The organism is Thermoanaerobacterium thermosulfurigenes, from assembly GCF_051201035.1.
GTDB classification, from domain to species: Bacteria; Bacillota; Thermoanaerobacteria; order Thermoanaerobacterales; family Thermoanaerobacteraceae; genus Thermoanaerobacterium; species Thermoanaerobacterium thermosulfurigenes.
Window position 1 is genome coordinate 1 of sequence record NZ_JBPODR010000012.1, and the last position, 23,018, is coordinate 23,018.

Consider the following 23,018-nt stretch of genomic DNA (forward strand, 5'->3'; position numbering starts at 1 on the left):
TTTGCATATTTTGGTGTAGATCCTTCTGTTAATGAATCTGGACATTTTAAAGGTAATGACAATAAAATGTCCAAAAGAGGTTCTAAAATTGCTAGACGTGTTCTCTATGCCATTGCTTTAGCTTCTGTAAGAGTTAAAAGAAATGGTATAGCAATAAATCCTGTACTTTATGATTATTACCAGAAAAAGAAGGAATCAAAACCTAAAAAAGTAGCTCTTGGAGCTGTTATGCACAAGATTTCAGATATTGTATTTGCTGTTCTAAGGGATAATAAGCCTTTTGTATTAAAGACACCTGATGAACACAAACAACAATATCAGAACATTCATAAAGCTGCTTAAAGTCTTGCACTATACTTGGAAATAGCTATTAACTATATTAAGTTTTCAAAGTTCGGCTCTTAATTGAGTTTGTTTGCTATACCCTTTTTTACAACGTAAAAAATTTTAAATTTCTTTTTAAAACCTATTGACTTTTACTAGCTGGTCTAATCCAAATTAATATTAAATTTTTTCTACATAAACTTTATTTTTTATATAATCTACTTCTTCTATAGTAACATATCCTGTCTTGTAATACATGGCATTTACCGTTCCACACGCAGTTTCTAGAATTGCAGAATCAATCAAGCTAAGCTCTCTTTTAATTCCTACAGTCATGCCTGCTACATATGAATCACCTGAGCCTACGGGACTTAACGCTTTTATTTTAGGTGGCCTAAGCCTAAACACTCCATCACTGCATGAAATTACGGAACCTTCACTACCTAGGGAAACCGATACAACCTCTATTCCTGTCTGATTGAGATCTAATATCGCTCTTTTAATATCTTGGATGTCTTTGATCTCTCTATTTAGCAATTTCTCTAACTCTTCCTTATTTGGCTTAATCATAAAAGGTTTTGCCTTAATTCCATTTGTGAGATATTCACCACTTGTATCCAAAATGAATTTGGCCCCGTTTTTTCTGGCAATGTTTATTAATTCTACGTAAATATCTTCCGGTACACCGGACGGTACACTTCCCGATGCTGTTATAATATTGCAGATTCTGGACAATTCATAAAAACTTTCTAAAAATTTTTCTATATATTCTTGAGATATCTTAGGACCTCTTTCTAAAATTTCCGTTTGAGTATTAAATATTGGATCCAATATTGCTATGCATGTACGGGTTTCACCATCTATTTTTATAAAGTTGCAATCAACACCTATTTTTTTAAGCTCACTTTCTATGAATTCTCCCGCTTTACCACCTAAAAATCCTGTTGCTTTTACATCCTCTCCTAATGTTCTTATGACTTTCGTAACATTTAGTCCCTTACCGCCTGCTTCGCTGTTTTCTTCCTGAGCTCTAAAAATCTTATCAATCTGAAAATTGTCAACCCTATAACTTCTGTCGACTGAGGGATTTAACGTAACTGTCAATATCATGCTTTACCACCACAGCCAAAAAGCTTTATTTTTTCTTTTACCACTTCTTCTACAATTTTCTCACCGGGTGCAAGGTATTTCCTTGGATCACTTTCGCTAGGGTTATTTTTGAATACCTCTTTTATTGCATTTGCAAAAGGAATCTTTAGTTCTGTTGCTATGTTTAATTTGTTTATACCAAGCTCTATTGCCTTCCTTACTAAATTATCGGGCACACCTGATGCACCATGAAGTACTAACGGAATATATATCAAGCTTCTTATTTCTTTTAATCTGTCAAAGTCAAGTCTTACTTCTCCTTTGTATAGGCCATGTGCTGTCCCAATTGCTATAGCCAGTGAGTCAACTCCCGTCTCTTCTACAAAATCTACAGCCATTTTGGGATCTGTAAATGCATTTGTGTCTTCATTTACGTACATATCGTCTTCCACACCTACTATGTTGCCAAGCTCTGCTTCTACAGAAACGCCTGCTGCATGAGCTATTTCAACTACTTTTTTGGTAGCAGCAACATTTTGCTCGTAAGGAAGCATTGACCCATCAAACATAACCGAAGTGTAACCTGCTCTTAAGCATCTTACAACAATATCAAAAGAATTTCCGTGGTCTAAATGTAATGCTATTGGTATGTCATATTTCTCAGATGCCACTTTTGCAATTGCTGCTATATAGTCTTCTCCTGCATGCTTAATTGTACCTGGTGTTGTCTGTAAAATTAACGGTGAATTCATCTCATACGTAGCTTTTACAACAGCTTTTAATGTTTCGAGGTTGTGTATGTTAAACGCACCTACTGCATATCCATTTAATTTTGCGTCATCCAGCATTTTCTTTGTATTGACTAATGCCATTCATCTAACCCCCTATAATATAATCCAATAAATCTAATGGTTTATTGCATATTTTTATATTTTTATCATCGAAATTATCTCTTCGATCGACTTCTCCCCAATTAGCCAGCAAAAAATCCACATTACAGCTTTTCGCACATCCGTAATCATAATTTGTATCACCAACATATACCGCTTCATCTGGATTTTTATTAAGCTCTTTTAATGCTTTTAACAATTGATCAGGATATGGTTTTGGCCTTAAGCTTTCATCATATGTCACTATTAAATCAAAATGATGTAAAATTTCATTCAGCATAATGTCTTCTTTTACTTCAAAACCATATCTTGAAGTAACAATTCCTAATTTAATATTTTTATTTTTTAAGGAATTAAGAGTCTCTTCTATTTGAGGGTATATCCTCACTTCATTTATAAATTTTCGAATTTGTTCATTCCAAACTCTAAGTGTTGCATCAATATTCTCAATGTCAAGTTTGTGTAGAGTATGCTTACCAGGAAGTCCTACAGCAAAATTCAGTTCATTCTTGCTGTAATCTCTGTTGTAAAGTTCTTTCATAGTTATCTTTAACGCTTCAATAGTAACTTTCTCAGTGTCTACTAATGTTCCATCAACATCAAATAATACACATTTTTTTTGATGCATGTAATCACTTCCAATCAAAATCATCAAATTTATATATTAAAATATGACTATAAATCATTTTATTTAGCATCTTTTACGTATCCAAATAAAAATTTACTGGAAATTTTACAAAATTTAATGAAGTTATTTAGGAGCAGAGGTTCTAAAATATCTATTGCCCTGCTCCCATTCCTAAACATTCCTAAATCAAATTCCATCTTCTATTTCTTGAACATTTTTCACTTGACTTACTGCAATTTTTTTAAATCGAATTGTTGAATTTTTACTAGCATTAACAATAAATTCAGCTAGTTCATCTAAACTCAATGTGTCATTTTGAAATATCGCTTCTAACAACGAGCTTAAATTGCATCCTGCTACCAATTCCATATTGTCATTAAAATTAGCAATGCTGGCAACCACTTTAAATGGAGTTCCTCCTGCGATATCGCAAACAAATAATATTGGCTGATCAATAATCTCATCTATCACATTGTGTATCTTTTCTTTTAAAGTTATATCAGAATCATTTTCTGTAAAATCTATAGCAAATAAATGACTATTTATACCAGCTATCAAATCTATCGAACTTTTCATGCCTGTTGCATAATTTCCATGCCCAATTAATATGATATTTTTCTTCATATTATAAAACTCCAATAAATGATAGTAAGATAGCTAGTATAAATGTCGTTAAAATAAGTATTACCGGACTTACATTTTTCTTTTTTAGAAGATAAAATATCAACAGCGTATACCCTAATGGCAATATATTAGGAAAAATTTTGTCAAAAAAATCTGTCTGTAAAGATACAGCATGTTTAGCATTTATAGCAATCTTACTTACAACATTTATGTGAACATAAGATGCTATTAAACCTCCGATGACAGTTATGCCTAATATTGATGCAGCTTTAGAAATAATTTGTGAATTAGTCTTAATTAAATCAATCGCTTTTGTGCCTAAATTATAGCCTAAATGTGTCCATACTATCCTAAGTAAAAATATTGTCAAATATACAGAGAAAAACAATATTGGGCCTAATGCATTTCCCTGCATAGCAAATGAAGAACAAATACCAGCAACTATCGGCAAAATTGTAAACCAAAATATTGCATCTCCAATTCCAGCCAGTGGTCCAAATAAAGCGACTTTCAAACCCTTAATGATAGCTCTATCTTCATGATTTTCCTCCAAAGATAAAAGCAATCCCATTAAAAATCCTACAAAATTTGGATGTGTGTTTATAAATTCCAAATCGTCCGTCATTGCTTCTGATAGACCTTTTTTATCGTTCTTGTAAATCTTCTTCAAAAAAGGCAATTGTGCAACTGTAAATCCGCCAGCTTGCATTCTTTCATAGTTAAAGCTAGCTTGCAGAAAAGAAGATAAAAGTCCCAGTTTAGTTATGTCTTTCTTAGTCAATACTTTTTTAGATTCCTTCATTATAATCATCTCCATTCATTGCCATCATTTCATTTTTGACTAATTTATTCTTTGAATTAAAATATTCATATATTGCTAAAGCTGCACCAATTACAGCCACTGGAAGCAAATTTGAAAAAGGTATGAAAGATGCTATAAAAAATCCTATAATGAAATATGGTACATATTGACCTTTCATCATAACTTTTAGAAGCATTCCAAATCCAACAGCCGGCAATATGCCACCCGCTATTTCAAAACCATGTCCTAACCATACAGGCATAGATTTAACTAGTATTTTCATCAAATCCTGAGCGACATAAACACTTAAAAATACGACTACCCCATAACTGATTGCAACAATTGCCGTTGTCAAAATATTTAATTTAACAAGACCACTGGTATTTGCTTCTTCAGCATATTTATCAGCTTTTGGCATAAAGAATGAAAAGCTCGAATAATAAAATAATATTATATACTGCATTAAAAAGCTAAACGGTAATGCTAATCCAATCGCTGTTTTTGGATCAGTTCCTGTAGTATACGCAATGACAGTTGTCATTATTCCTGCTAAAATAGGATTAGGTGGTTGTGTTCCACCCGCAGGAGTTAATCCAGCAAAGGCTAATTCAGTAAGACCACCTGCAATTAATCCTGTCTGTGGATCGCCAAGTATTAATCCTGTCAGTGTTCCTACTATAATTGGCCTAAACAAAAATAATGCTTCCAGCCAAAAATCGATACCAACTATAATTGCTAAGATTGCCAGCAGTAAACCTTGTACTAATGTAATACTATGCATAAATCATTACCTCCTCAATCAATATATTCTTTTCTGTCACTAGGAACATCCTGTATATAAAGATTTACTCCCTTTTTCTTAATATAATGTAATTCATCCAGGTCTTTATCATCTACATAAACTTTTTTGCTGATTTGGCGTTTGCCTTGTGAAAAATGCATATTACCTACATTTACCTCTTTTATTGGTACACCACCGTCAATTAATTTTCTGACTATTTCAGGTGTTTTACAAACAATAAATATCTTTTGAGTTGGTGCTGCTTTATGGATTATATTTATTGTTTGATCCACTGAAAAAAATCTAATTCCAACACCTGACGCTTGAGCAGTAACAGCCATTAATTCTTGTTGAAGTGGATCTTTTGCGACTTCATCATCAACAACAACAATCAAATTTGCACCTAAAGATGTAGTCCATGTAACACCTACTTGACCATGAACCAGCCTATTGTCTATACGTACTAATAAAATATTTGGTACTGGCATCTCTACCCCCCTCTCTTTCAAAGATTTAACTTTATATAGTGCAAAAAGCATGCCAAGCAGTGTAAAACTGCTAGACATGCTTTTTCATCGTTCTTTACAGTAAATAATCTTAATTTTATAAATAACTTGTTACACTATATTTCCTAAATCGGTCATTACGTAAACTGTCAATTACACTATATCTATAAATCTACGAAGCTAACCCTAAAAAGCCTAAATTATAACCTATAATCCCTAAAATCATAAGTCCAATAATACAAAATATTGCAGGAACTTTTCTTTTAAGAAGCCAATATATTAAAAAAGTTAATATAAGTGGTAATAAATTAGGCATTATAGTATCTAACTGTTGTTGTGCCGTAACAACAAACATTTTGCCCTCAGTTGAATAGGAATATAATTTGATTGGTATATTGATTATCGTCCATTTAGCTACCAATCCACCCATTACAACATAAGCTAAAACAGCAACTGTCTTCATTATTTTAGGCAATATTTCTTTCATAGACGCAATCATATTTATACCTTTATAATAAGGAATCATTAATCCATAATATCGCATAACTAATCGCACCGAGTTTATAACTACAAAAAATATTAAAGGTCCTAATAAACTTCCACTGAGACCTATTCCTGCACCTATGGCTGCAATCATCGGTCTAAATATTCCCCAGAATATTGGATCTCCTAAACCCGCTAACGGTCCCATTAAAGCTATTTTTATTCCTGTAATAGCTTCATCATTAATTTTTTCTTCGTTCGCTAAAGCTTCTTCCATTGCAGCATTTAATCCTAAAATTATCGGCACGGTAAATTGATGGGTGTTAAAATATTCCATATGCCTCTTTAAAGCCTCTGATAATTTTTCTTTTGTTTTATATAATTTTTTCAATACAGGAATTATACTGTAGCAATAACATAAATTTTGCATTCTTTCATAATTCCATGATATTTGATAGAATTGCATTCTCCAGAATATCTTTAAAAGATCTTTATGCCCTATCTTTAATGATTCATCTTTAATAATTGCTTCATCATTTTTTTCATTATCAATATCATCAGCTATATTATTTATAATTCTACTTCTTTTATTTCTATGTGCGTTTTTATTTTCATCTTTTATGAAATAAAAATAAAAAATTGCTGCAAAACTAGCTCCCATAATTGCTAATCCAACTAAAGTCATTTTAGTAAAAGTCATAGTCAAAAATCCAATAAAGAAAAATGGCAGTAATTCATTAGCATTTAATAATTCCATAATCATAGCATAACCAACTACAACTAAAAAACCAGAAGAAACTTGCAAGCCAATTGTAATTGATTTTGGTAGATTATCTAATAAAGCCCTTACATTAGACGCATTAGCAAAATAAGCTACCATTAAAGACGGTATCGAGACTCTTAATGCACTAGGTATCGCAGTCAAAAAATGCATTGCAGTTACACCTTTTGTACTACCTTTTTCCGCATATTTATCTGCTAAATGCATTATAAATACGTCAATTGTACTTTTTTGAGCAATTTGTAACACTTGTCCAGCAACCGCAACTGGAACAGCTATACTTATAGCCACGCCAATATTTTGTTTTCCTATAATAGCCATTACAGCAGCTATAGTGCCTGCAATAGCAGGATCAGGTGGAACAGATGCACCAATTGTCATCCACCCTAACGCTATCAACTCCATAGAAGCCCCAACTATAATTCCTGTTTTTAGATCACCAAGAGCTAAACCCACTAAAGTAGATGAAATCAAAGGTCTATGTGTTTGAAATTCTTCTGCTGCAGCTCCTATTCCCGAAATTGACGTGACAATAAATAACAATATAAATTTTGTTATTGTCAATCGTCATTCCTCCTTAGATTGTATTAATGTCAATATATTAATACTTCTATCATTTGGAAGCATCCTTACATCTAAAGAAACATTTTTTTTAGCTATTTCTTTTAAAACATCAATTTCATTCTCATTTAAATACACAGCGGTAGTTATACGTTTTTTACCATTTTTATATGGCAGCCCGCCAATATTAATTCTATTTATTTTCCCTCCTTTGTCCAAAAATTCTAATATTTCAAAAGGATTACTAAATATAATCATCAAGTTCTCATATTTGCTTTCTTCTTCATATATTTTGATAGCACTATCAACATCACAAAACAGCACTTCTATGTCTTCAGGAACTGCCATCTCGATGAAAGTTTTGCGTATTTCATCTTTTACTACATTTTTGTCAACTACAATTATTTCAGTTATAGCTTCACTTGAACACCAATTATTTACTACCTGTCCATGCACTAATCTCTCATCAAGGCGAACCACTTTCAACATCTTGTTATTCCTCCTAATCGCAAAGCTTGTTAAGTCTCTCAGATAATTTCTCATGAACATCCACTATTCCATTTTTGCCCGCATTTTTAGCAATATCTGATACAACTGATAATCTTTCATTTCTCTTTGACAAAATTTCCAAAATCATAGGCATATTGAAACCTGTTATGACATTAACTTTGTCATCTATCTCCAATGAACTTACATTATACGGACTGCCTCCTATTATGTCAGCAAATATTAATATTTCTTCGGTTTGTAATCTTTTTTTTGCTAAATTTATCTTTTTTTTAAGATCATCTATACTTTCTCCAATCGTGAAATTAATCGCTTCAACTTTTTCTTGCTCACCATATATCATTTTTAGTGATTCATATAATGCTTCAGCATACGGCCCATGTGATACCAAAATTATTCCAACCATTTTTTAATTTTTTACCTCCTCTTAGACAATAAATTGCAAAAGTTGTGCCATACCTTGTTATTTTTAAATAGCCAGATCATTAATCTTCTGATGTATTATATCATATATAAAACCTATTTCCGACGTTGGTATTTGAACTTTGTAGATATCTTTTATGACACTAAAGCTAGAATTAATCAAATCTATAAACTGTCTATGACACTTTTCAAACTCATTTAAATTACTGTAAGACATAATTGGATCTTTCATAATTAGCCTTTCAATAAGACAACTTATGTGTATATACAACCCTATCTTTAAATCATTTGAAAATTTAAATCCCAAACTTAATTCCAAATCTGAAATAGCTTTTTCAACTTGATCAATTATTTTATCAGGATTTAATATAGTTAAATAATTCAATACATTTTGAAGTGAAAAAAGCTTAACTATAGCTTGATTAATCTGCTCTATAGTTCTATCATCAGTTAAATCTTTTAATACTTTATTAAGTATAAAATCTCCGCGCCCTGCAATCAAATCCTCCAAAGACAGATATGGAACCTCTTTTATTCCAGGATCAGCCGTCCCTATTATAAGCTTTACATTGTAATTTTTGAATATCTCATCTTTAAATCCATTGCCTTTAAGCCTATCATAATCATATGCAATTATTTCAATGCCATCATTTGCTAAGCATTCATACAAAAGATCTTTTATCTTTACAGCCGTTCCTATTCCAGTCATACATGTTGTTATAATACCGGTCTTTTTGTTTTTATTTGATTTTATATATTTGTAACTGCTATTATTTTTCTTAACAGACTCTACAACAATTTGTTCTAAAGATTGTCCCTGTATAATTCTGTTACCTACATCCAGCGCCAGTTGAGTTGTAATGTTGTTTATAATACCTATATCTCCATCTACTACATTAATCAAAGACTTGTATATATCTTCTAGCGAGCCCATATCAACTAATATAATAATACCTTTTGAAGTATCGATATTTTTTAAATAACTTTCCACCTTTAACATAATATCTTGTGTTGACATATCTATTGGCATATCAAAGGCTTCAAAGATAAAATGTCCTAAAAGTCTATTCGCAACGCTTGCTATACTGCTTGCAGTTGAATAACCATGTGCAATTATTATCGAATTTATCACGTTTATATTATCATTTTTATTTATACTTTTTATATAAAGTGTAAAATAAATAATAGCTATTTTCTCGAGTTTAGCATCCAGATTAACTTCGATAAGTTCAATCATCTTATTAGCAATTATAAATTCTTTAGGGAAAACATTCTTTAGAATATTTACTACAATTTCAACTTTAGAAGCATATTTTATAGATACATTCTCTAATAATTTATTGGTAAAATGCGCTAATACAATACTAGTATTACCGTAATATTTTATTCCATAATTATTTTCAATAACATTTAAAACATTGTCTATTACACTTTTTATAGTATTAAACAACAATGAGTCTGCAAAATTTTGATTCTCACTATTACCAAAAACAACAATGTCAGAAAGTTGATTCAAATACATCAAGGATTCATTTTTTACCTTATCTATATTTAAATTTTCGTTTTTAAATTTAGCAAACAAATCTAATATCTTTTCTGTTATTTCATTTATATTCTTATCATTTTCCACATCATCAACAAAATATTTATCTATTTTATTATGAGATATAAACATACCGTTAAATTGTAAACTGTCTTTTAGAAAGTCCTCAGCATTATACTGTAGATCTCTTGGCAAATCATATAAATGAATTCGTAATATACTAATTTTATTCCTCGATATTTGACTATATGCCTGAGCACAGCTATATTTTATGACATTTATCATTTTGCCTATATTGCCTGAAATATTTGTCTTAACTAATGCGTTTAAAACTTGTTTACTTATTAATATATCCATTTCAAGGTTTTTTGCTTCATTTTTGTAAAAATTATATATTAATTGTAATCTCTCATGTAAAGGTCTATCACTAAGTGATGGAATATTAACAACAAGGGGTATCCTTCTTAGGAAAGTTTTTATTAAAGTTTGTTCAGGATCTTCAGTTGTCGCAAATATAAATCTGACTTTTGACGTCCTCCAATTACCTGTCTCACCTAACCTCCTAAATAAACCTTTATCCAAAAACAAAAATAATTTTTCTTGACCTTCCGGCGGTAATCTATGAACTTCATCCAAAAAGAGATATCCACCATTAGCTTCTTCTAAAAGTCCACTTTTATCTTTGTCGGCTCCAGTAAAAGCACCTTTTACATAACCAAATAAATTAGCCGATAATAATTCCGGATTGTTGGCATATTCTGCGCAATTAAATATAATATAAGGCGCATTTTTTTCCACAGCATTTATTGATTTTGCATATTCATATATAAGCTGCGCAATAAAACTTTTCCCAACACCTGTATGACCAATCAGTAAAATAGGTAAACCATTTGGCGGATAAGATGCTGCAGATTTACAGAGTTTAATCTGTTCCTTAAGGCTTCCATTATATCCAATTAATTTCATAAAAGGATCATCACTTTTTATCTTTATAGGTGATTCAGAATCAGAAATTTTATTTCTAAACAAATTCGACTGTTTCTCATAAAACTCTTTATCTATAAAATAAACTGGCCTCGTATTTATCTTAACAACTTTACCTTCTTTATGCAATTCATTTAAAAAATGGCTGACAACATTCCTTTTGATATTTAACTTATCAGCAATCTCTTCTGCAGTCAAACCTCTTTTTTTTGTTATATCAAGGTCATTTGACAGGTTTTTCAACTCAATAAAAATTTTTTCTTTATTTTTCATTAACCTCAACCACCCTTAAATTGCAATAAAACGTTTTTATAATCAATACTAATATTTCTTAAATTAACCATATATTCTCATCTATATTTCAAAACCCTAACATTGCTGTTAGGGTTGATTTTATCCATTAGGAAACTTTTTTAACGTTAGCGGCTTGTGGCCCTTTTTCAGCCTCCACTATATCAAACTCAACTTCCTGACCTTCTTCTAATGTCTTAAAACCATCCTGTTCAATTGCTGAGTAATGAACGAATACGTCTGAGCCTCCTTCTCTCTCTATGAAGCCATAACCTTTCTCAGCATTGAACCATTTTACTTTACCTCTTACCATTATATCTTCCTCCAAACGTGATAAATAATTTACTTCTTTATAATAGCACTGAAACATATACATTGTCAAATGAATTTTAGCCTTGTTGTGCCGCCTTTAAATATCTTACGATTTTGCTTAAAGCTTCGCCTGCCGATTCTCTTATAATTGCATCTGCCCTTCTATCTTCAGGTGTCTCTGACTTATTTATTATAACGAGATGCTTTGATAGTCCGGGAAGAAAGTTTACAGGTGATACAGTAAGCGATGAACCAATGACTATCATCAAATCGCTGTTTTCAGCCTCATGCCATGCCTTTTCAAAATCTTCAGGCATCTGATCTCCAAACATTACAACATCTGGCCTTAAAATCCCATTGCATTTGTCGCATTTAGGCGGGATTTCCCCATTAGACACTTTGACCTCCAGCAAATCAATTGGTACCACTGTACCACAATTTGTGCAACTTCCTGTCCTCGTCTGGCCGTGTACTTCGTATACTTTCTTCGATCCTGCTTTTTGGTGCAAATTATCGATGTTTTGAGTAATTACACTGGATATAAACCCATCCTTCTCCAGTTGCGCCAATATATAGTGTGCTTTGTTTGGCTTTGCATCTTTCATGGACAGCAAAATTTTAAAACCATTGTCGTAAAACTTTTTAGGGTCATTGTATAAAACTCTTGTTGACAGTGCTTCCATAGGGTCCATCTTTTCCCAAAGTCCAGTTCCTGGACTTCTGAAATCAGGAATGCCGCTTTCTGTAGATATTCCAGCACCTGTCAGTACAACAGTTTTTTTAGAATTCTCTATCAACCTTGCAACTTTTTCATATACATCCTCTTGACCCATTTGTCTCACCTCAAATACAAGTATACCACCACAACAAAAATTTTACATGGCCGATTTATATTTTTTCTTTTTCACAATGGCTCCAATCTTCCCTGTTTCTTGTGCTGTCAAATTCGACCATCCTACCTTATGTACCTTATCTAATAGCCCCAACTCTTTAGCCGCCTCTATCTTTAATTTTTCATCCATCGTATCATCTCCTAATATCCTTTTTCGAATTCATTTATGGATATTTTTTGTTTAGTCAACGCATCCACTATTAAATCCATCGTAGGCAAACGGTATATTGGCATAAGTCCATATTTGCTTGTATACAAATAATAAAGAGATGGTTTCTCATCTATTAATATGTTTCTTGCAATACTTTCATTCAAAATGTCTGCTTTTGATGGTTTATCGGCCTCATCCCAATTTAATGAGACATTTATTATTTTGCCGTTTTTATCTGTTTTAATTCTCACATAATTATCCAAAACTATTGCACCATTGTAAACTCGATAAAATACGTATGTATAATCATCATCTTCTATGGCAGGTTTCTTTAGAAGATCCAAATTACAATCTTTTTCTCTTAAAATTTCCTTTGTAAAACCGATTATTCTGTCCAAATTGCCATACGTATCAAATAACCCATCATCATCAGAAATATCTACGTTCTCGCTTATTATATTTCCTGTCTCTTTGTCGACTGCTATATTTGCATTGGCTATTAGGCTTTTATCAGTATGATTCATATTAAATGTATATGTTTCTCTTTTAGTAAGAAAATACCTTTCAATTGTCTTGCTGTCTAATACTTTAATATCTTTTATGTGAAAGTTATTCAATTCATTCATTGCTATTTTCAATGCCTCATCGTTAGCTACTATGCTATACGATTTTTTAAAATCATTGGCATCACATTTAATCTTTAAAACATCATCATATAGCATATTACCATTAAAATCTGCCAAATCACCATTTACTGCGTCTATACCAACGAGATTATAATCGATGCTTAAAGCATAGTACAGCCGATATTTAGGAAAATTATCGTTGTTGTTTTTCAAATACACAAGAATGGGATTAAACTTGCTGTTAAACACATTTAACGCGCCAACATTGTCAATCATCTTTATATTTTTATCAAAAGATAGTTCATCTACGCGCTGCCCCTTTAATTTCAATATATCGCCACTTTCAGAGTCAATGTAAACATAAGCATCTATATTGTAAACCGGTATATCATCAACTAAATTCTTGTAACGAAATTTATAAATTATTGGTCTTTCCAAAACATCATCAATATACATTGAATCATTGATCTCAGATACATAATCAAATTTTTCTCCAAAAACATTTTCCAAAAGTTTTTTGCCTATGATTATAGCCTCATCTCTGCTTATTTTCGATTCACTACTTTTGCCAAATAAATATTTCATTTGATCAACGTAATAATCTACGCTTTTGATGTTTCCATTATTGTCTAATACAGCATCAAGGGTTTTGTAGGTATCGCCTTCGCTTTTCATGTTTATTTGGATAGATCCATCGCTATTTTTTCTGATTTGATCTACCGACATATCACTTATAAATGGCATCTTATCTTTTAACAATTTTAAGTAATCTTGATTTTGAGTATCGCCGGGAAAACCAAATGAAAAAGCATTTAAGCTAAATGCAATTAGCAACGTCAAAGTTAAAAGAAAAATCCTTTTAATCATACATAGAATACCTCCATTAAGTAAAATATTACCATATATAGTATTCTATGTATTTTTAAAAAATCCTTTTTTTAACACAAAAAAATCCGGTTAATTCCGGATTTTTTATCTTAAAGAGCAACAACTTCCTTTACTTCAGGTATTTCTTCTTTTATTGCTCTCTCTATTCCTTCTTTCAATGTCATTACTGCAAATGGACAGCCGCCGCAAGCACCTGTAAGCCTTACTTGAACTACGCCATCGTCAGTAACGTCGACGAGTTCCACATCTCCGCCATCTGCTTGAAGAGAAGGTCTTAAAAGCTTTAAAACTTCTTCTACTCTTTCTCTCACGTTACGCCCTCCTTTTTAAAATCTACAACATATATTATAACACGAATTGCGGAAAATAGAAATAAAACAATCTTAATGAATACGTTTTTGCTTGTAAAATAACTTTTTATTTGATAATTTTTATTTTTGCACCCTAAGTGGTAATATATATTTTGAAAGGAGATGTTTTTATGTTATTTACACCTATAAAAATAAAAGACATTACCATAAAAAACAGGATTATGATGTCTCCAATGTGTCAGTATTCCGCTGATAAAGATGGACTTGCAAACAGTTGGCACTTTGTTCACTACGTCAGCAGAGCCGTCGGCGGTGTAGGGTTAATAATGGTTGAAGCAACGGCAGTAGAAAGTCGAGGGCGAATAACTGATCGCGATCTTGGCATCTGGAACGACCAACAGGTAGAACCACTCAAAAGAATTGTTGATGAGTGCAAAAAACACGGTGTTACAATGGGAATACAATTAGCCCATGCTGGAAGAAAATCAGAAGTGGCAGATGAAACGCCTGTTGCGCCTTCAGCAATAAACTGGAGCGATGATTATAAATTGCCACATGAACTCACAAAAGAAGAAATAAATGCTATCGTAGAAAAGTTTAAAGATGCAACGGTAAGAGCCTTGAATGCTGGTTTTGATGCCATTGAAATACATGCGGCGCACGGTTATTTGCTACACGAATTTCTGTCGCCCCTGTCAAACAAGAGAAATGACGAATACGGCGGTGATATCAATAACAGAGTGAGAATGCTTAAAGAAGTCATAGAAGCTGTAAAAAAAGTATGGCCAGAAAATAAACCTTTATTTGTAAGAGTTTCATCCGACGATTACATTGAAGGCGGCATCGACATTGACGAAATGATAAAAATTTTATCATACATAAAGCCTTTGGGCGTCGACGTGATAGATGCAAGCAGCGGTGGACTTTTAAATGCGAAAATCGATCTTTATCCAGGCTATCAAGTCAAATACTCTGAAAAAATAAAAAATCAGCTTGGTTTTAAAACAGCAGCGGTAGGTCTAATAACAAAAGCTGAAATGGCTGAGCAAATCCTCAAAGACGGAAAAGCTGATTTAATAGCCTTAGGCCGTGAGCTTCTAAGAAATCCGTATTGGCCCCTGTATGCAGCCCACGACCTTAAAGAAGATGTAGAATGGCCAAAGCAATATGAAAGAGGAAAGTTTAGAGTTTAGCGGCCAGCTCCACCTCCACCGGTGGAACCACCGCCAAAACTTCCACCTCCTCCGCTGCCAAAGCCTCCTCCGAAGCCACCGCCGCCAGTTCCAAATCCGCCAAAGCCACCAAATCCTCCAGGGCCAAACCCGCCAGGACCGCGCCACCACCATCCGCGTATATTAGAAAAAATAATAAGCAATATTATCATAGCGATTATAGAAATTATTCCTTCTGCTTTGTTACTGCCACTATCATTTTGCTGAGCATACTGGCTTTGGTCAACATTTTTTAAATCCACATTGTATTCTTTGGCAACCAATGTGGCTATTGCCTTATATCCTTCTACAATGCCCCCAGAATAATCTTTATCATTCCATTTAGGCAGTACGTAATCGTCCAAAATCCTTCCTGCTACAGAATCTGGTATAGCACCTTCCAACCCGTATCCGACAGATATAAATACTTTGCCGCTTAATCCTTCCAATAGCCTTTTTTTATCTACTAAAAGAAGTACGCCATTATTTTTGTCTTTCTGTCCAATTCCCCAGTTTCTAAATAAGCTTAATGCGTAATCTGATATTTGATAGTCTCCTATATCGTCAACCGTCACTACGATGATTTGAGCACCAGTTAAGTTTTCTATCTCTTTCCCTATGTTTCTTATTGTATCAATATCGCTTTGGCTCATAAGTTTTGCGTAGTCGTACACATAATCGTACTGGGAAGGCTTAGGAGGAATTGTAGCAGCAAATATTTGGCCAAAAATTAGTATAGGAAAAAATATCAGCAAAAATAATGTTTTGGCATATTTTAACACCACATAACCTCCCTATTTCGAAAAATCGACTTTTGGAACTTCTGATGCTGATGCTTGTGCTTTAAAATACTGTTTCTCCGTAAATCCAAACATTCTTGCTATGATGACGTTAGGAAACTGCCTTATGCTGGTGTTATACTGCTGAACAGCATTGTTGTAATCCATTCTGGCAACGGCGATCCTATTTTCTGTGCCTGCCAATTCATCGCTTAACTGCCTGAAATTTTGATCGGCTTTTAAGTTAGGATAGTTTTCTGATATGGCCAGAAGCCTTCCTAAAGCTGTTCCAAGCTCATCATTGGCGTTGGCTTTTTCTTGTACAGTATTTGCCGCAAGAAGCTTCTCTCTGGCTTTATTTACGCTATCAAACACAGACTGTTCATGTGCAGCATAACCTTTTACAGTCTCAACGAGATTAGGAATCAAATCAGCCCTCCTTTGTAGCTGATTTTCTATTTGGCTCCACTTGCTATTTACATTTTCCTGCTGACTTACAAGCCCGTTATAACTTGAAAAAAAGTAAACAACTATTAATAGCACGACTGCTGCTACTGAAATCAACACAACAGAAGATCTTTTCATGTTGTCTCTCCTTTCTCAGTTTTCTTTGATATTATATGATCATTTTTTATTTTTTTGCTGACTATTTCTGCCACAGCTTCTAAAAATGCTCTATCATCATCGTCAAAAGCCGCTTTTTCATCGCTGTCTATGTCAATTTCGCCGATTATTTCATCGCCAATTCTTATAGGCACTACTATCTCAGACTTTGTCTCGATGCTACAAGCCAAGTAATTGTCCTCTTTTGTCACATCATCTACGACAATTGTGGCATTTTCAGTCACGGCTCTGCCGCATATACCTTGACCAACGTTTATCTTCACATGTTCTGTGGGCCTTCCTATGTATGGGCCAAGTTTCAACATCCCATCTTCCATGAAATAAAAACCTGTCCAATTGTAGTAAGGTAAATTGCTGTCCAATATTTTCACAACCTCATGGTAAAAATAGTTTAAATCATCTATCTCACTTGATGATTTCTCTATCATCGAAAGCAATCTTTTAAATAATTCTTTTTTCTCCATCACAATCTCCCTCTCTCATTTTTCATTATATAAAAAACCCGCGTAAAGCAGGTCAATAATTTACTTTCTTATTTTCTGGATCATTTAATACACGCCTCATCATCCAGTATGCCAATATAAGTATGAAAGGAGTTGCAATCTGCGTCAAAGTAAAAAAGCCGATTCCAAGGTGCTTATTTAGATAAACTGGCCAAAATAGTGGATTGTCCCTTACAGTTTCTTCAATAAGCCCTCTCATAAGCTGATAGTAAAATATAAAAGACCAAAACTGATACCCATACGGCATGTGCTTTCTCTCGATGTAAAAATAACGTATTAAAAGGATAAGTCCCATTGCTACACCAACTAATTGTGCGGGCCATCTTCCAAAAGCAAAATCAGTTTGCCTTCCCAAAACCTCTTGGTTAAATATATTTCCTATTCTTACAAGCATATTCCCTATAGCCAATCCTATGACAGCATAATCTTCCAATGGATTTATCTTGACGTTTTTCTTATGGCAGTAATAAAGGCCTGCAAGAAATCCTCCCAATACAGCTCCATGCCATGATAGTCCACCTTGATAAATCTTAAGAATATGTATCGGATCTTTGTAAAACCAATCAATGTCATTCGCCAATACAAACATCAATCTTGCTCCTACTATTCCGGATATAACCACAATCATCAAAAGATTTAACAAGAAATCTTCATCGTAGTTAAGCTCTTTCGACCTAACGTACAAGTAATATGCACCAGCAGCTATAGATAAAGCCATAAAAATTCCGTACCAATGTACAGCAATCGGTCCAATTTTAAATGCATACGGGCTAATAGATGGTATATACATAACTAACCTCCAATATATGTTTATTTGTCATGATTTGATTATATTATTCTTTTAACAGTAAGTCAACGTTTTATTGAATTTACAGATGAATCAAAAACCACCCGCTATGCGAGTGGCTACTACTTACTTTGCTCCAATCTTTTTGGCTATAACCTGCCAAAATGATGGTGTTTCAAAACCTATTCTCCATATGCAAATGCCATGAATGCCGTATTTTTTCGCTATATCTATTTTCTCAGCCATCGTCGTAGAATTTTCAAACCATACCTGCCTTGTGGCGCCATATGTGCTGTCATAATATGTGTAATATGGCTCTTGATACGTATTGCTCCACTGTACTGTCACACCTTTCTGCTGAGCATTCTGAAGTATCGTCTTTGTTGGAGCAGAAAAACCACCTGACTTATTTGCAGGCCAATCGTATCCATACGTCGCAACACCAAGGCAAATCTGACTTGGTTTAAAGCCTTCTTTTAATGCATCCTTCACATTGTTCTCAACCCACTGCTCCGGAGATACTGGTCCCGGTGGCGATGAGGCATTATGCCTGTCGTAAGTCATCAATGTCACATGATCAACCAATGGTGCCAATTTGTGATAATCGTAAATTCCCGATATATCAGGTGAAACCTGATAATGAGGAATCACAGACATATCTAAGATTTTACCCTCTCTTTTCATCATCGTCCTAAAAGTACCCATAAATGCCGTAAGGTAGTCTTTATCCTTAACATAATTTTTTGTGCCATGTGGGATAAACTCAAAGTCTATGTTGTATCCGTCAAATCCATGTTTTTTAAGAAGACTTATAAGCTCATTCATGGTCTCAGTCTTCACTTTAGAATCCAGCAAAACTGAATCCTTGCTGTCAGCCACGTTTACAAGCGGTACAACTTTTAAACCATTTTTCTTTGCAAAGTTTAAAGCTTGCGGATTTGTTGAATCTTTAACAGATCCATCACCTTGAACAGTAAGCCAAAGTGGTGAAACTGTGTCCATGTACTTCGCGTATTTTACAAGCGAATTGTATGAGTTGTCGTATCCAGGTGAATCAACATAAAATCCAACAACATTTAAACTTCTCTTTGATGTAACTGGTTTTTTAACTGAGCTTTTGCATCCTGCCAATGATGCAGTTGCAAGCACCATAACAAAAATCAGCATCATCGCAATATATCTTTTATATTTTTTCATGAGATATAACCTCCTCATAATTCTTTCTGGTTATATCTTTTCATGAAATCTACATATTTATGTAACAAAAATCCGTTTTTAGTTTTTTTGTCCCGGTGTGTAATCGCCTGGTTTCACATTAAACGAAATACTTTGCCCATCGCTTACAGCAATTATTGTCCCACATTCGTCTGTCCTATAGACCGGTATGTTTCTGGCTTTAAGTTTTTTCAATGTAGAACTGTGGGGATGTCCGTAGTCATTGCCTTTTCCACAGGAGATTACAGCATATTTAGGACTGACATCATCTAAAAAGCTCGCAGTAGTTGATGTTGAGCTTCCATGATGACCAACTTTAAGTACATCCGACTTCAAATCATACCCCTTTTCAATCATTTCCCTCTCCGATTCAGCACCAGCATCGCCAGTAAACAAAAACGATGTGTTTTTATAAGTAAGTTTTATCACTGCACTGTATTCGTTAAGATCGGCGTATTTAGAGCTATTTGGCGCTATAATTTCAGCACTAACAGAAGGACCAAGGTCCAAAGTCACTCCTGCTTTTGCCACATCTATCTTCAATCCCTTATTTTTTGCAGCATTTAATACATATTCAAATGTCTTTGTATTTGTAGTCACCTTTGGCATGTAAAATCTTCCTATTTCAAAGCTTTCTATTACTCTATCCATTCCACCAATGTGATCTTCGTGTGGGTGTGTTCCAACTAATATATCGATTTTTGTTACACCTAAACTTTTTATGTAGTCGACGACCTTTTTCCCCATTTCTGGTACACCAGCATCGATTAGCATTGTCTTATTGTCAGGTGTCTTAATAAAAATGCTATCGCCTTGTCCTACATCGATAAAATACACTTTAAGTAAGCCATCTTTAGATTGTACTGTAGAATTCTGAATTTCGCCTTGTTTCTGATTGAAATTTGTGGTGTCAGAACATCCAACCAAAGAAAAAACTAAAGCAAATATCAAACCGAAAATTGCTATTTTTTTAAACATGATGCACCTCTCTACTCTCTAAAAAGTTCATCTGCCAGCCTTTTTATTTTCTGGCTTCGCTTAAGCGTTTCTTCACTGTCAATTCGTACATCAAACTTTATTACATCGCCTTCTTTTAAATCTTTTGGTAAAAGAGTACGAGGAAAATTAAATGTAATACGCCCAAACTCAATTACAGCGTAATCACCTTCGAATCTGTCTATTATGCACATTTCATTCATAATCATCCCTCCCAAACTATTATATCATGGGAACCTTTTATTCCATCCACTAAAATGAAAAAAATAAAAAAATATGGCACCAATTGGGCACAAAAAAGGGGTTGGACTTAAGTAAAATGTCCAAACCCTTGATTTTTCTAAGTGGAGATGAAGGGATTTGAACCCTCGACTCCCACAATGCGAATGTGGTACTCTCCCGCTGAGTTACATCCCCATCAAAAATAATTATATCATAAGATGGTGATGATTTCTACTTTTTTGTCAAAAAGTAGAAATGTTGTTCAAGCCGCCTTTTAGAGGCGGTTTTTTGCAAAATAAAAACAGCTTTTTAAGCTGCATATTTCAGATTGGTGGGGTTAACAGGATTCGAACCTGTGGCCTCTACGATGTGAGCGTAGCGCTCTAACCGCTGGGCTATAACCCCACTTAAAAATCTATATTTAAATTTTAAATTAGTTAAAATGGTGGGGTTAACAGGGCTCGAACCTGTGACCTCTACGATGTCAACGTAGCGCTCTAACCAGCTGGGCTATAACCCCACTCGCCTTACATGTTTAGTATATTATATTTTTACCTCTATGTCAACATCACTTTCTACACGTAAGACCTTATAAGTTTGCAATTTCCAGTAATGGTGTATTTGCCAATTGACGCAGGTATCAAAAGCGATTCACCGCTTTTCAAATCGGCTTCCCCATCTTCGTAAATTATCTTTCCTTCGCCTTCTACCATCACCAACGTATTAAAAATGCCGTTAGTCTCTATATTGACCGTTGACTCAACATAGATTACATCCGTTTTAAAGTATTTTGACTGAACGACATTGGCAATGCTTCCCCCATCTACCTTTTTATATTTAGGAACTATTTTATCGCTTTTTAAATTAAAATCAATCACGTCTAAAGCTTTATCAATGTGAAGCTCTCTTTTGTTTCCATTGTCATCTACTCTATTGTAATCATAGACTCTGTAAGTTAAATCCGAATTCTGCTGTATTTCGCAGATTAGTATGCCTTCTCCGATGGCATGTACCATCCCTGAAGGTATGTACACTACATCTCCTGGCTTTACCTCTATCTCATTTAGACATTCTTCAAGACTTTCCTTTTCAAGCAATGACTTAAATTGTTCCTTCGTCGTGCCTTCTTTTAAACCACAGATAAGTTTGGCACCAGGCTTTGCATCGATTATATACCACATTTCTGTTTTGCCTATATCGCCATTTTCATGATGATAAGCGTAATCATCATCTGGATGCACTTGAACAGACAATTTATCATTGGCATCTATTATCTTTATAAGCAATGGAAATCTACCGTACGATTTGCCTTCTCCATAAAGCTCGTCTCCATGCTTATTTGCAAGTTCGCTTAATTTAACTCCATCGTAAATACCGCCATCTACTTCACTTACAGCAGTTGTATTGTCAGAAATGCACCAAAGCTCACCTATCTTTTTGCCGTAAGGTACATTAAAGCCGTACTTTGTCTTCAAGGCATCTCCGCCCCATATCCTTTCCATAAATATGGGTTTAAACTTTAGTGGTTGCATTCTCATCACTCCCACATATTATTCAGCGATATTTAGAGCAATTTCTATCATATCGTTAAATGTCTTCTGCCTTTCTTCTGCAGATGTAGCATGACCTGTAACTAAACTATCGCTTACTGTCAATATGGTAAGAGCATCTACTCCATACTTAGCAGCTAAAGTGTAAAGACCTGCTGTTTCCATCTCAACTGCTAAAACGCCAAACTTAGCCCATAATTTCCAGCTATCTTTATCATCGTTGTAAAATGTATCTGATGAAAGTATATTGCCTACTTTTACGTTGATACCTTTCTCCAAAGCCGCATCATAAGCTTTTTTCAGGAGCTTGAAACTGGCTGTAGGAGCATAGTCCATGCCATTAAACCTGATCTTATTTATGGCGGAATCTGTCGATGACGCCATTGCTAATATTACATCCCTTATGTTTATATCTTCTTGCATTGATCCGCATGTGCCTATCCTTATGAGATTTTTTACGTTGTAGCTTTGGATAAGCTCGTTTACATATATGGATATAGATGGTATACCCATACCTGTTCCCTGAACAGATACTCTTTTACCTTTATAATAACCAGTAAATCCGTACATTCCGCGAACTTCATTGTAACAAATTACATCAGTTAAAAAATTGTCTGCAATGTACTTAGCCCTCAGTGGATCTCCAGGCAATAATACTGTACTTGCAATTTCTCCATCTTTTGCACCTATGTGAATACTCAATTCATCCATCTCCTTTTAATATTTTACAATTA

General features: G+C 34.0%; 27 protein-coding genes and 3 tRNA genes. 2 read left to right on the plus strand and 28 right to left on the minus strand.

The annotated features are described in order from the left end of the window. A partial coding sequence (locus tag HNR52_RS06280) for a transposase (RefSeq protein ID WP_435620004.1) occupies positions 1-342 on the plus strand: 342 nt, incomplete at its 5' end. Between the two features lie 162 nt (positions 343-504). On the opposite strand, the gene pfkB is transcribed toward HNR52_RS06280, so the two are convergent. The 16 genes from pfkB to HNR52_RS06360 form a co-directional block, all read right to left on the minus strand. Continuing rightward, on the minus strand, positions 505-1,434 hold the full coding sequence (gene pfkB / locus HNR52_RS06285; protein WP_435620005.1) for a 1-phosphofructokinase: 930 nt from the start codon (positions 1,432-1,434) through the stop codon (positions 505-507). After that, complete coding sequence (gene fba, locus HNR52_RS06290; protein WP_435620006.1) at positions 1,431-2,285, minus strand: class II fructose-1,6-bisphosphate aldolase; 855 nt, start codon at positions 2,283-2,285, stop codon at positions 1,431-1,433. Before fba ends, pfkB begins: the two co-directional genes overlap by 4 nt. 4 nt (positions 2,286-2,289) lie before the next feature. Then, positions 2,290-2,931 carry an HAD family hydrolase gene (locus tag HNR52_RS06295; protein ID WP_435620007.1) on the minus strand — a complete coding sequence of 214 codons (642 nt, stop codon included), beginning with the start codon at positions 2,929-2,931 and terminating at the stop codon, positions 2,290-2,292. A gap of 186 nt (positions 2,932-3,117) precedes the next feature. Further along, the gene (locus HNR52_RS06300) at positions 3,118-3,570 is read right to left on the minus strand and encodes a PTS sugar transporter subunit IIA domain-containing protein (RefSeq protein ID WP_435620008.1); all 453 of its coding nucleotides are present in this window, start codon (positions 3,568-3,570) and stop codon (positions 3,118-3,120) included. Further along, the gene (agaD, locus tag HNR52_RS06305) at positions 3,557-4,357 is read right to left on the minus strand and encodes a PTS galactosamine transporter subunit IID (protein ID WP_435620009.1); all 801 of its coding nucleotides are present in this window, start codon (positions 4,355-4,357) and stop codon (positions 3,557-3,559) included. The genes HNR52_RS06300 and agaD overlap by 14 nt, the downstream gene beginning before the upstream one ends. Beyond that, positions 4,344-5,138 (minus strand): PTS galactosamine transporter subunit IIC, encoded by a 795-nt coding sequence (agaC, locus tag HNR52_RS06310; RefSeq protein WP_435620010.1) that lies wholly within the window; start codon positions 5,136-5,138, stop codon positions 4,344-4,346. Before agaC ends, agaD begins: the two co-directional genes overlap by 14 nt. Positions 5,139-5,152: 14 nt before the next feature. Further along, positions 5,153-5,626, minus strand: a complete 474-nt coding sequence (gene agaB, locus HNR52_RS06315; protein ID WP_435620011.1) for a PTS galactosamine transporter subunit IIB — start codon at positions 5,624-5,626, stop codon at positions 5,153-5,155. Positions 5,627-5,816: 190 nt separating this feature from the next. Further along, entirely contained in the window at positions 5,817-7,472 is a 1,656-nt protein-coding gene (locus tag HNR52_RS06320) for a mannose/fructose/sorbose PTS transporter subunit IID (RefSeq protein WP_435620012.1), read from the minus strand. A 3-nt stretch (positions 7,473-7,475) separates the two neighbouring features. Next, positions 7,476-7,958 (minus strand): PTS sugar transporter subunit IIB, encoded by a 483-nt coding sequence (locus tag HNR52_RS06325; protein WP_333510739.1) that lies wholly within the window; start codon positions 7,956-7,958, stop codon positions 7,476-7,478. Between the two features lie 13 nt (positions 7,959-7,971). After that, complete coding sequence (locus tag HNR52_RS06330; protein WP_435620013.1) at positions 7,972-8,382, minus strand: PTS sugar transporter subunit IIA; 411 nt, start codon at positions 8,380-8,382, stop codon at positions 7,972-7,974. A gap of 63 nt (positions 8,383-8,445) precedes the next feature. After that, the gene (locus HNR52_RS06335; protein ID WP_435620014.1) at positions 8,446-11,199 is read right to left on the minus strand and encodes a sigma-54-dependent transcriptional regulator; all 2,754 of its coding nucleotides are present in this window, start codon (positions 11,197-11,199) and stop codon (positions 8,446-8,448) included. Positions 11,200-11,326: 127 nt separating this feature from the next. Further along, the gene (locus HNR52_RS06340; RefSeq protein WP_013298441.1) at positions 11,327-11,530 is read right to left on the minus strand and encodes a cold-shock protein; all 204 of its coding nucleotides are present in this window, start codon (positions 11,528-11,530) and stop codon (positions 11,327-11,329) included. A gap of 76 nt (positions 11,531-11,606) precedes the next feature. Then, positions 11,607-12,362 (minus strand): SIR2 family NAD-dependent protein deacylase, encoded by a 756-nt coding sequence (locus HNR52_RS06345; RefSeq protein ID WP_435620015.1) that lies wholly within the window; start codon positions 12,360-12,362, stop codon positions 11,607-11,609. A gap of 42 nt (positions 12,363-12,404) precedes the next feature. After that, complete coding sequence (locus HNR52_RS06350; protein WP_014759292.1) at positions 12,405-12,551, minus strand: alpha/beta-type small acid-soluble spore protein; 147 nt, start codon at positions 12,549-12,551, stop codon at positions 12,405-12,407. A gap of 11 nt (positions 12,552-12,562) precedes the next feature. Next, positions 12,563-14,065 carry a peptidase propeptide domain-containing protein gene (locus HNR52_RS06355; protein ID WP_435620016.1) on the minus strand — a complete coding sequence of 501 codons (1,503 nt, stop codon included), beginning with the start codon at positions 14,063-14,065 and terminating at the stop codon, positions 12,563-12,565. Between the two features lie 110 nt (positions 14,066-14,175). Then, complete coding sequence (locus tag HNR52_RS06360) at positions 14,176-14,397, minus strand: NifU family protein (protein ID WP_013787627.1); 222 nt, start codon at positions 14,395-14,397, stop codon at positions 14,176-14,178. A 170-nt stretch (positions 14,398-14,567) separates the two neighbouring features. Between HNR52_RS06360 and namA the strand changes: the two genes are divergently transcribed. After that, positions 14,568-15,590 carry an NADPH dehydrogenase NamA gene (gene namA, locus HNR52_RS06365; RefSeq protein WP_435620017.1) on the plus strand — a complete coding sequence of 341 codons (1,023 nt, stop codon included), beginning with the start codon at positions 14,568-14,570 and terminating at the stop codon, positions 15,588-15,590. Here the strand turns inward: namA and HNR52_RS06370 are convergent. The 12 genes from HNR52_RS06370 to deoD form a co-directional block, all read right to left on the minus strand. Further along, positions 15,587-16,390 (minus strand): TPM domain-containing protein, encoded by an 804-nt coding sequence (locus HNR52_RS06370; protein WP_435620018.1) that lies wholly within the window; start codon positions 16,388-16,390, stop codon positions 15,587-15,589. The two genes, namA and HNR52_RS06370, sit on opposite strands and share 4 nt — an antisense overlap. 12 nt (positions 16,391-16,402) lie before the next feature. Beyond that, the gene (locus HNR52_RS06375) at positions 16,403-16,972 is read right to left on the minus strand and encodes a LemA family protein (protein ID WP_013787624.1); all 570 of its coding nucleotides are present in this window, start codon (positions 16,970-16,972) and stop codon (positions 16,403-16,405) included. Beyond that, positions 16,969-17,475 (minus strand): GAF domain-containing protein, encoded by a 507-nt coding sequence (locus tag HNR52_RS06380; RefSeq protein ID WP_013787623.1) that lies wholly within the window; start codon positions 17,473-17,475, stop codon positions 16,969-16,971. Before HNR52_RS06380 ends, HNR52_RS06375 begins: the two co-directional genes overlap by 4 nt. A 52-nt stretch (positions 17,476-17,527) precedes the next feature. Next, positions 17,528-18,304 (minus strand): prolipoprotein diacylglyceryl transferase, encoded by a 777-nt coding sequence (locus HNR52_RS06385; RefSeq protein WP_435620019.1) that lies wholly within the window; start codon positions 18,302-18,304, stop codon positions 17,528-17,530. Between the two features lie 123 nt (positions 18,305-18,427). Continuing rightward, the gene (locus HNR52_RS06390; RefSeq protein ID WP_435620020.1) at positions 18,428-19,498 is read right to left on the minus strand and encodes a glycosyl hydrolase family 18 protein; all 1,071 of its coding nucleotides are present in this window, start codon (positions 19,496-19,498) and stop codon (positions 18,428-18,430) included. A 78-nt stretch (positions 19,499-19,576) separates the two neighbouring features. Beyond that, positions 19,577-20,494, minus strand: coding sequence for a ComEC/Rec2 family competence protein (locus tag HNR52_RS06395; RefSeq protein WP_435620021.1), 918 nt, complete (start codon positions 20,492-20,494; stop codon positions 19,577-19,579). 11 nt (positions 20,495-20,505) lie between these two features. Next, positions 20,506-20,715: a DUF3006 domain-containing protein gene (locus tag HNR52_RS06400; RefSeq protein WP_435620022.1), complete on the minus strand. Its 210-nt coding sequence runs from the start codon at positions 20,713-20,715 to the stop codon at positions 20,506-20,508. A 142-nt stretch (positions 20,716-20,857) separates the two neighbouring features. Further along, positions 20,858-20,929: transfer RNA gene (locus HNR52_RS06405), tRNA-Ala, on the minus strand. A gap of 134 nt (positions 20,930-21,063) precedes the next feature. Then, positions 21,064-21,139: transfer RNA gene (locus HNR52_RS06410), tRNA-Val, on the minus strand. Between the two features lie 38 nt (positions 21,140-21,177). Beyond that, a tRNA-Val gene (locus HNR52_RS06415) sits at positions 21,178-21,254 on the minus strand. Between the two features lie 55 nt (positions 21,255-21,309). After that, positions 21,310-22,266, minus strand: coding sequence for a mannose-6-phosphate isomerase, class I (gene manA, locus HNR52_RS06420; RefSeq protein ID WP_013787617.1), 957 nt, complete (start codon positions 22,264-22,266; stop codon positions 21,310-21,312). A gap of 18 nt (positions 22,267-22,284) precedes the next feature. Then, complete coding sequence (deoD, locus tag HNR52_RS06425; protein WP_013787616.1) at positions 22,285-22,986, minus strand: purine-nucleoside phosphorylase; 702 nt, start codon at positions 22,984-22,986, stop codon at positions 22,285-22,287. Positions 22,987-23,018: the final 32 nt, after the last annotated feature.

Coding starts and splice junctions, on each gene's coding strand:
- manA (WP_013787617.1), bottom strand. CDS start 22,266: ATGCAACCACTAAAGTTTAAACCCATATTTATGGAAAGGATATGGGGC.
- HNR52_RS06385 (WP_435620019.1), bottom strand. CDS start 18,304: ATGTATATACCATCTATTAGCCCGTATGCATTTAAAATTGGACCGATT.
- agaC (WP_435620010.1), bottom strand. CDS start 5,138: ATGCATAGTATTACATTAGTACAAGGTTTACTGCTGGCAATCTTAGCA.
- HNR52_RS06375 (WP_013787624.1), bottom strand. CDS start 16,972: ATGAAAAGATCTTCTGTTGTGTTGATTTCAGTAGCAGCAGTCGTGCTA.
- HNR52_RS06345 (WP_435620015.1), bottom strand. CDS start 12,362: ATGGGTCAAGAGGATGTATATGAAAAAGTTGCAAGGTTGATAGAGAAT.
- HNR52_RS06325 (WP_333510739.1), bottom strand. CDS start 7,958: ATGTTGAAAGTGGTTCGCCTTGATGAGAGATTAGTGCATGGACAGGTA.
- pfkB (WP_435620005.1), bottom strand. CDS start 1,434: ATGATATTGACAGTTACGTTAAATCCCTCAGTCGACAGAAGTTATAGG.
- HNR52_RS06330 (WP_435620013.1), bottom strand. CDS start 8,382: ATGGTTGGAATAATTTTGGTATCACATGGGCCGTATGCTGAAGCATTA.
- HNR52_RS06400 (WP_435620022.1), bottom strand. CDS start 20,715: ATGAATGAAATGTGCATAATAGACAGATTCGAAGGTGATTACGCTGTA.
- HNR52_RS06340 (WP_013298441.1), bottom strand. CDS start 11,530: ATGGTAAGAGGTAAAGTAAAATGGTTCAATGCTGAGAAAGGTTATGGC.
- HNR52_RS06350 (WP_014759292.1), bottom strand. CDS start 12,551: ATGGATGAAAAATTAAAGATAGAGGCGGCTAAAGAGTTGGGGCTATTA.
- fba (WP_435620006.1), bottom strand. CDS start 2,285: ATGGCATTAGTCAATACAAAGAAAATGCTGGATGACGCAAAATTAAAT.
- HNR52_RS06295 (WP_435620007.1), bottom strand. CDS start 2,931: ATGCATCAAAAAAAATGTGTATTATTTGATGTTGATGGAACATTAGTA.
- HNR52_RS06390 (WP_435620020.1), bottom strand. CDS start 19,498: ATGAAAAAATATAAAAGATATATTGCGATGATGCTGATTTTTGTTATG.
- agaD (WP_435620009.1), bottom strand. CDS start 4,357: ATGAAGGAATCTAAAAAAGTATTGACTAAGAAAGACATAACTAAACTG.
- namA (WP_435620017.1), top strand. CDS start 14,568: ATGTTATTTACACCTATAAAAATAAAAGACATTACCATAAAAAACAGG.
- HNR52_RS06395 (WP_435620021.1), bottom strand. CDS start 20,494: ATGTTTAAAAAAATAGCAATTTTCGGTTTGATATTTGCTTTAGTTTTT.
- HNR52_RS06335 (WP_435620014.1), bottom strand. CDS start 11,199: ATGAAAAATAAAGAAAAAATTTTTATTGAGTTGAAAAACCTGTCAAAT.
- HNR52_RS06380 (WP_013787623.1), bottom strand. CDS start 17,475: ATGGAGAAAAAAGAATTATTTAAAAGATTGCTTTCGATGATAGAGAAA.
- HNR52_RS06355 (WP_435620016.1), bottom strand. CDS start 14,065: ATGATTAAAAGGATTTTTCTTTTAACTTTGACGTTGCTAATTGCATTT.
- agaB (WP_435620011.1), bottom strand. CDS start 5,626: ATGCCAGTACCAAATATTTTATTAGTACGTATAGACAATAGGCTGGTT.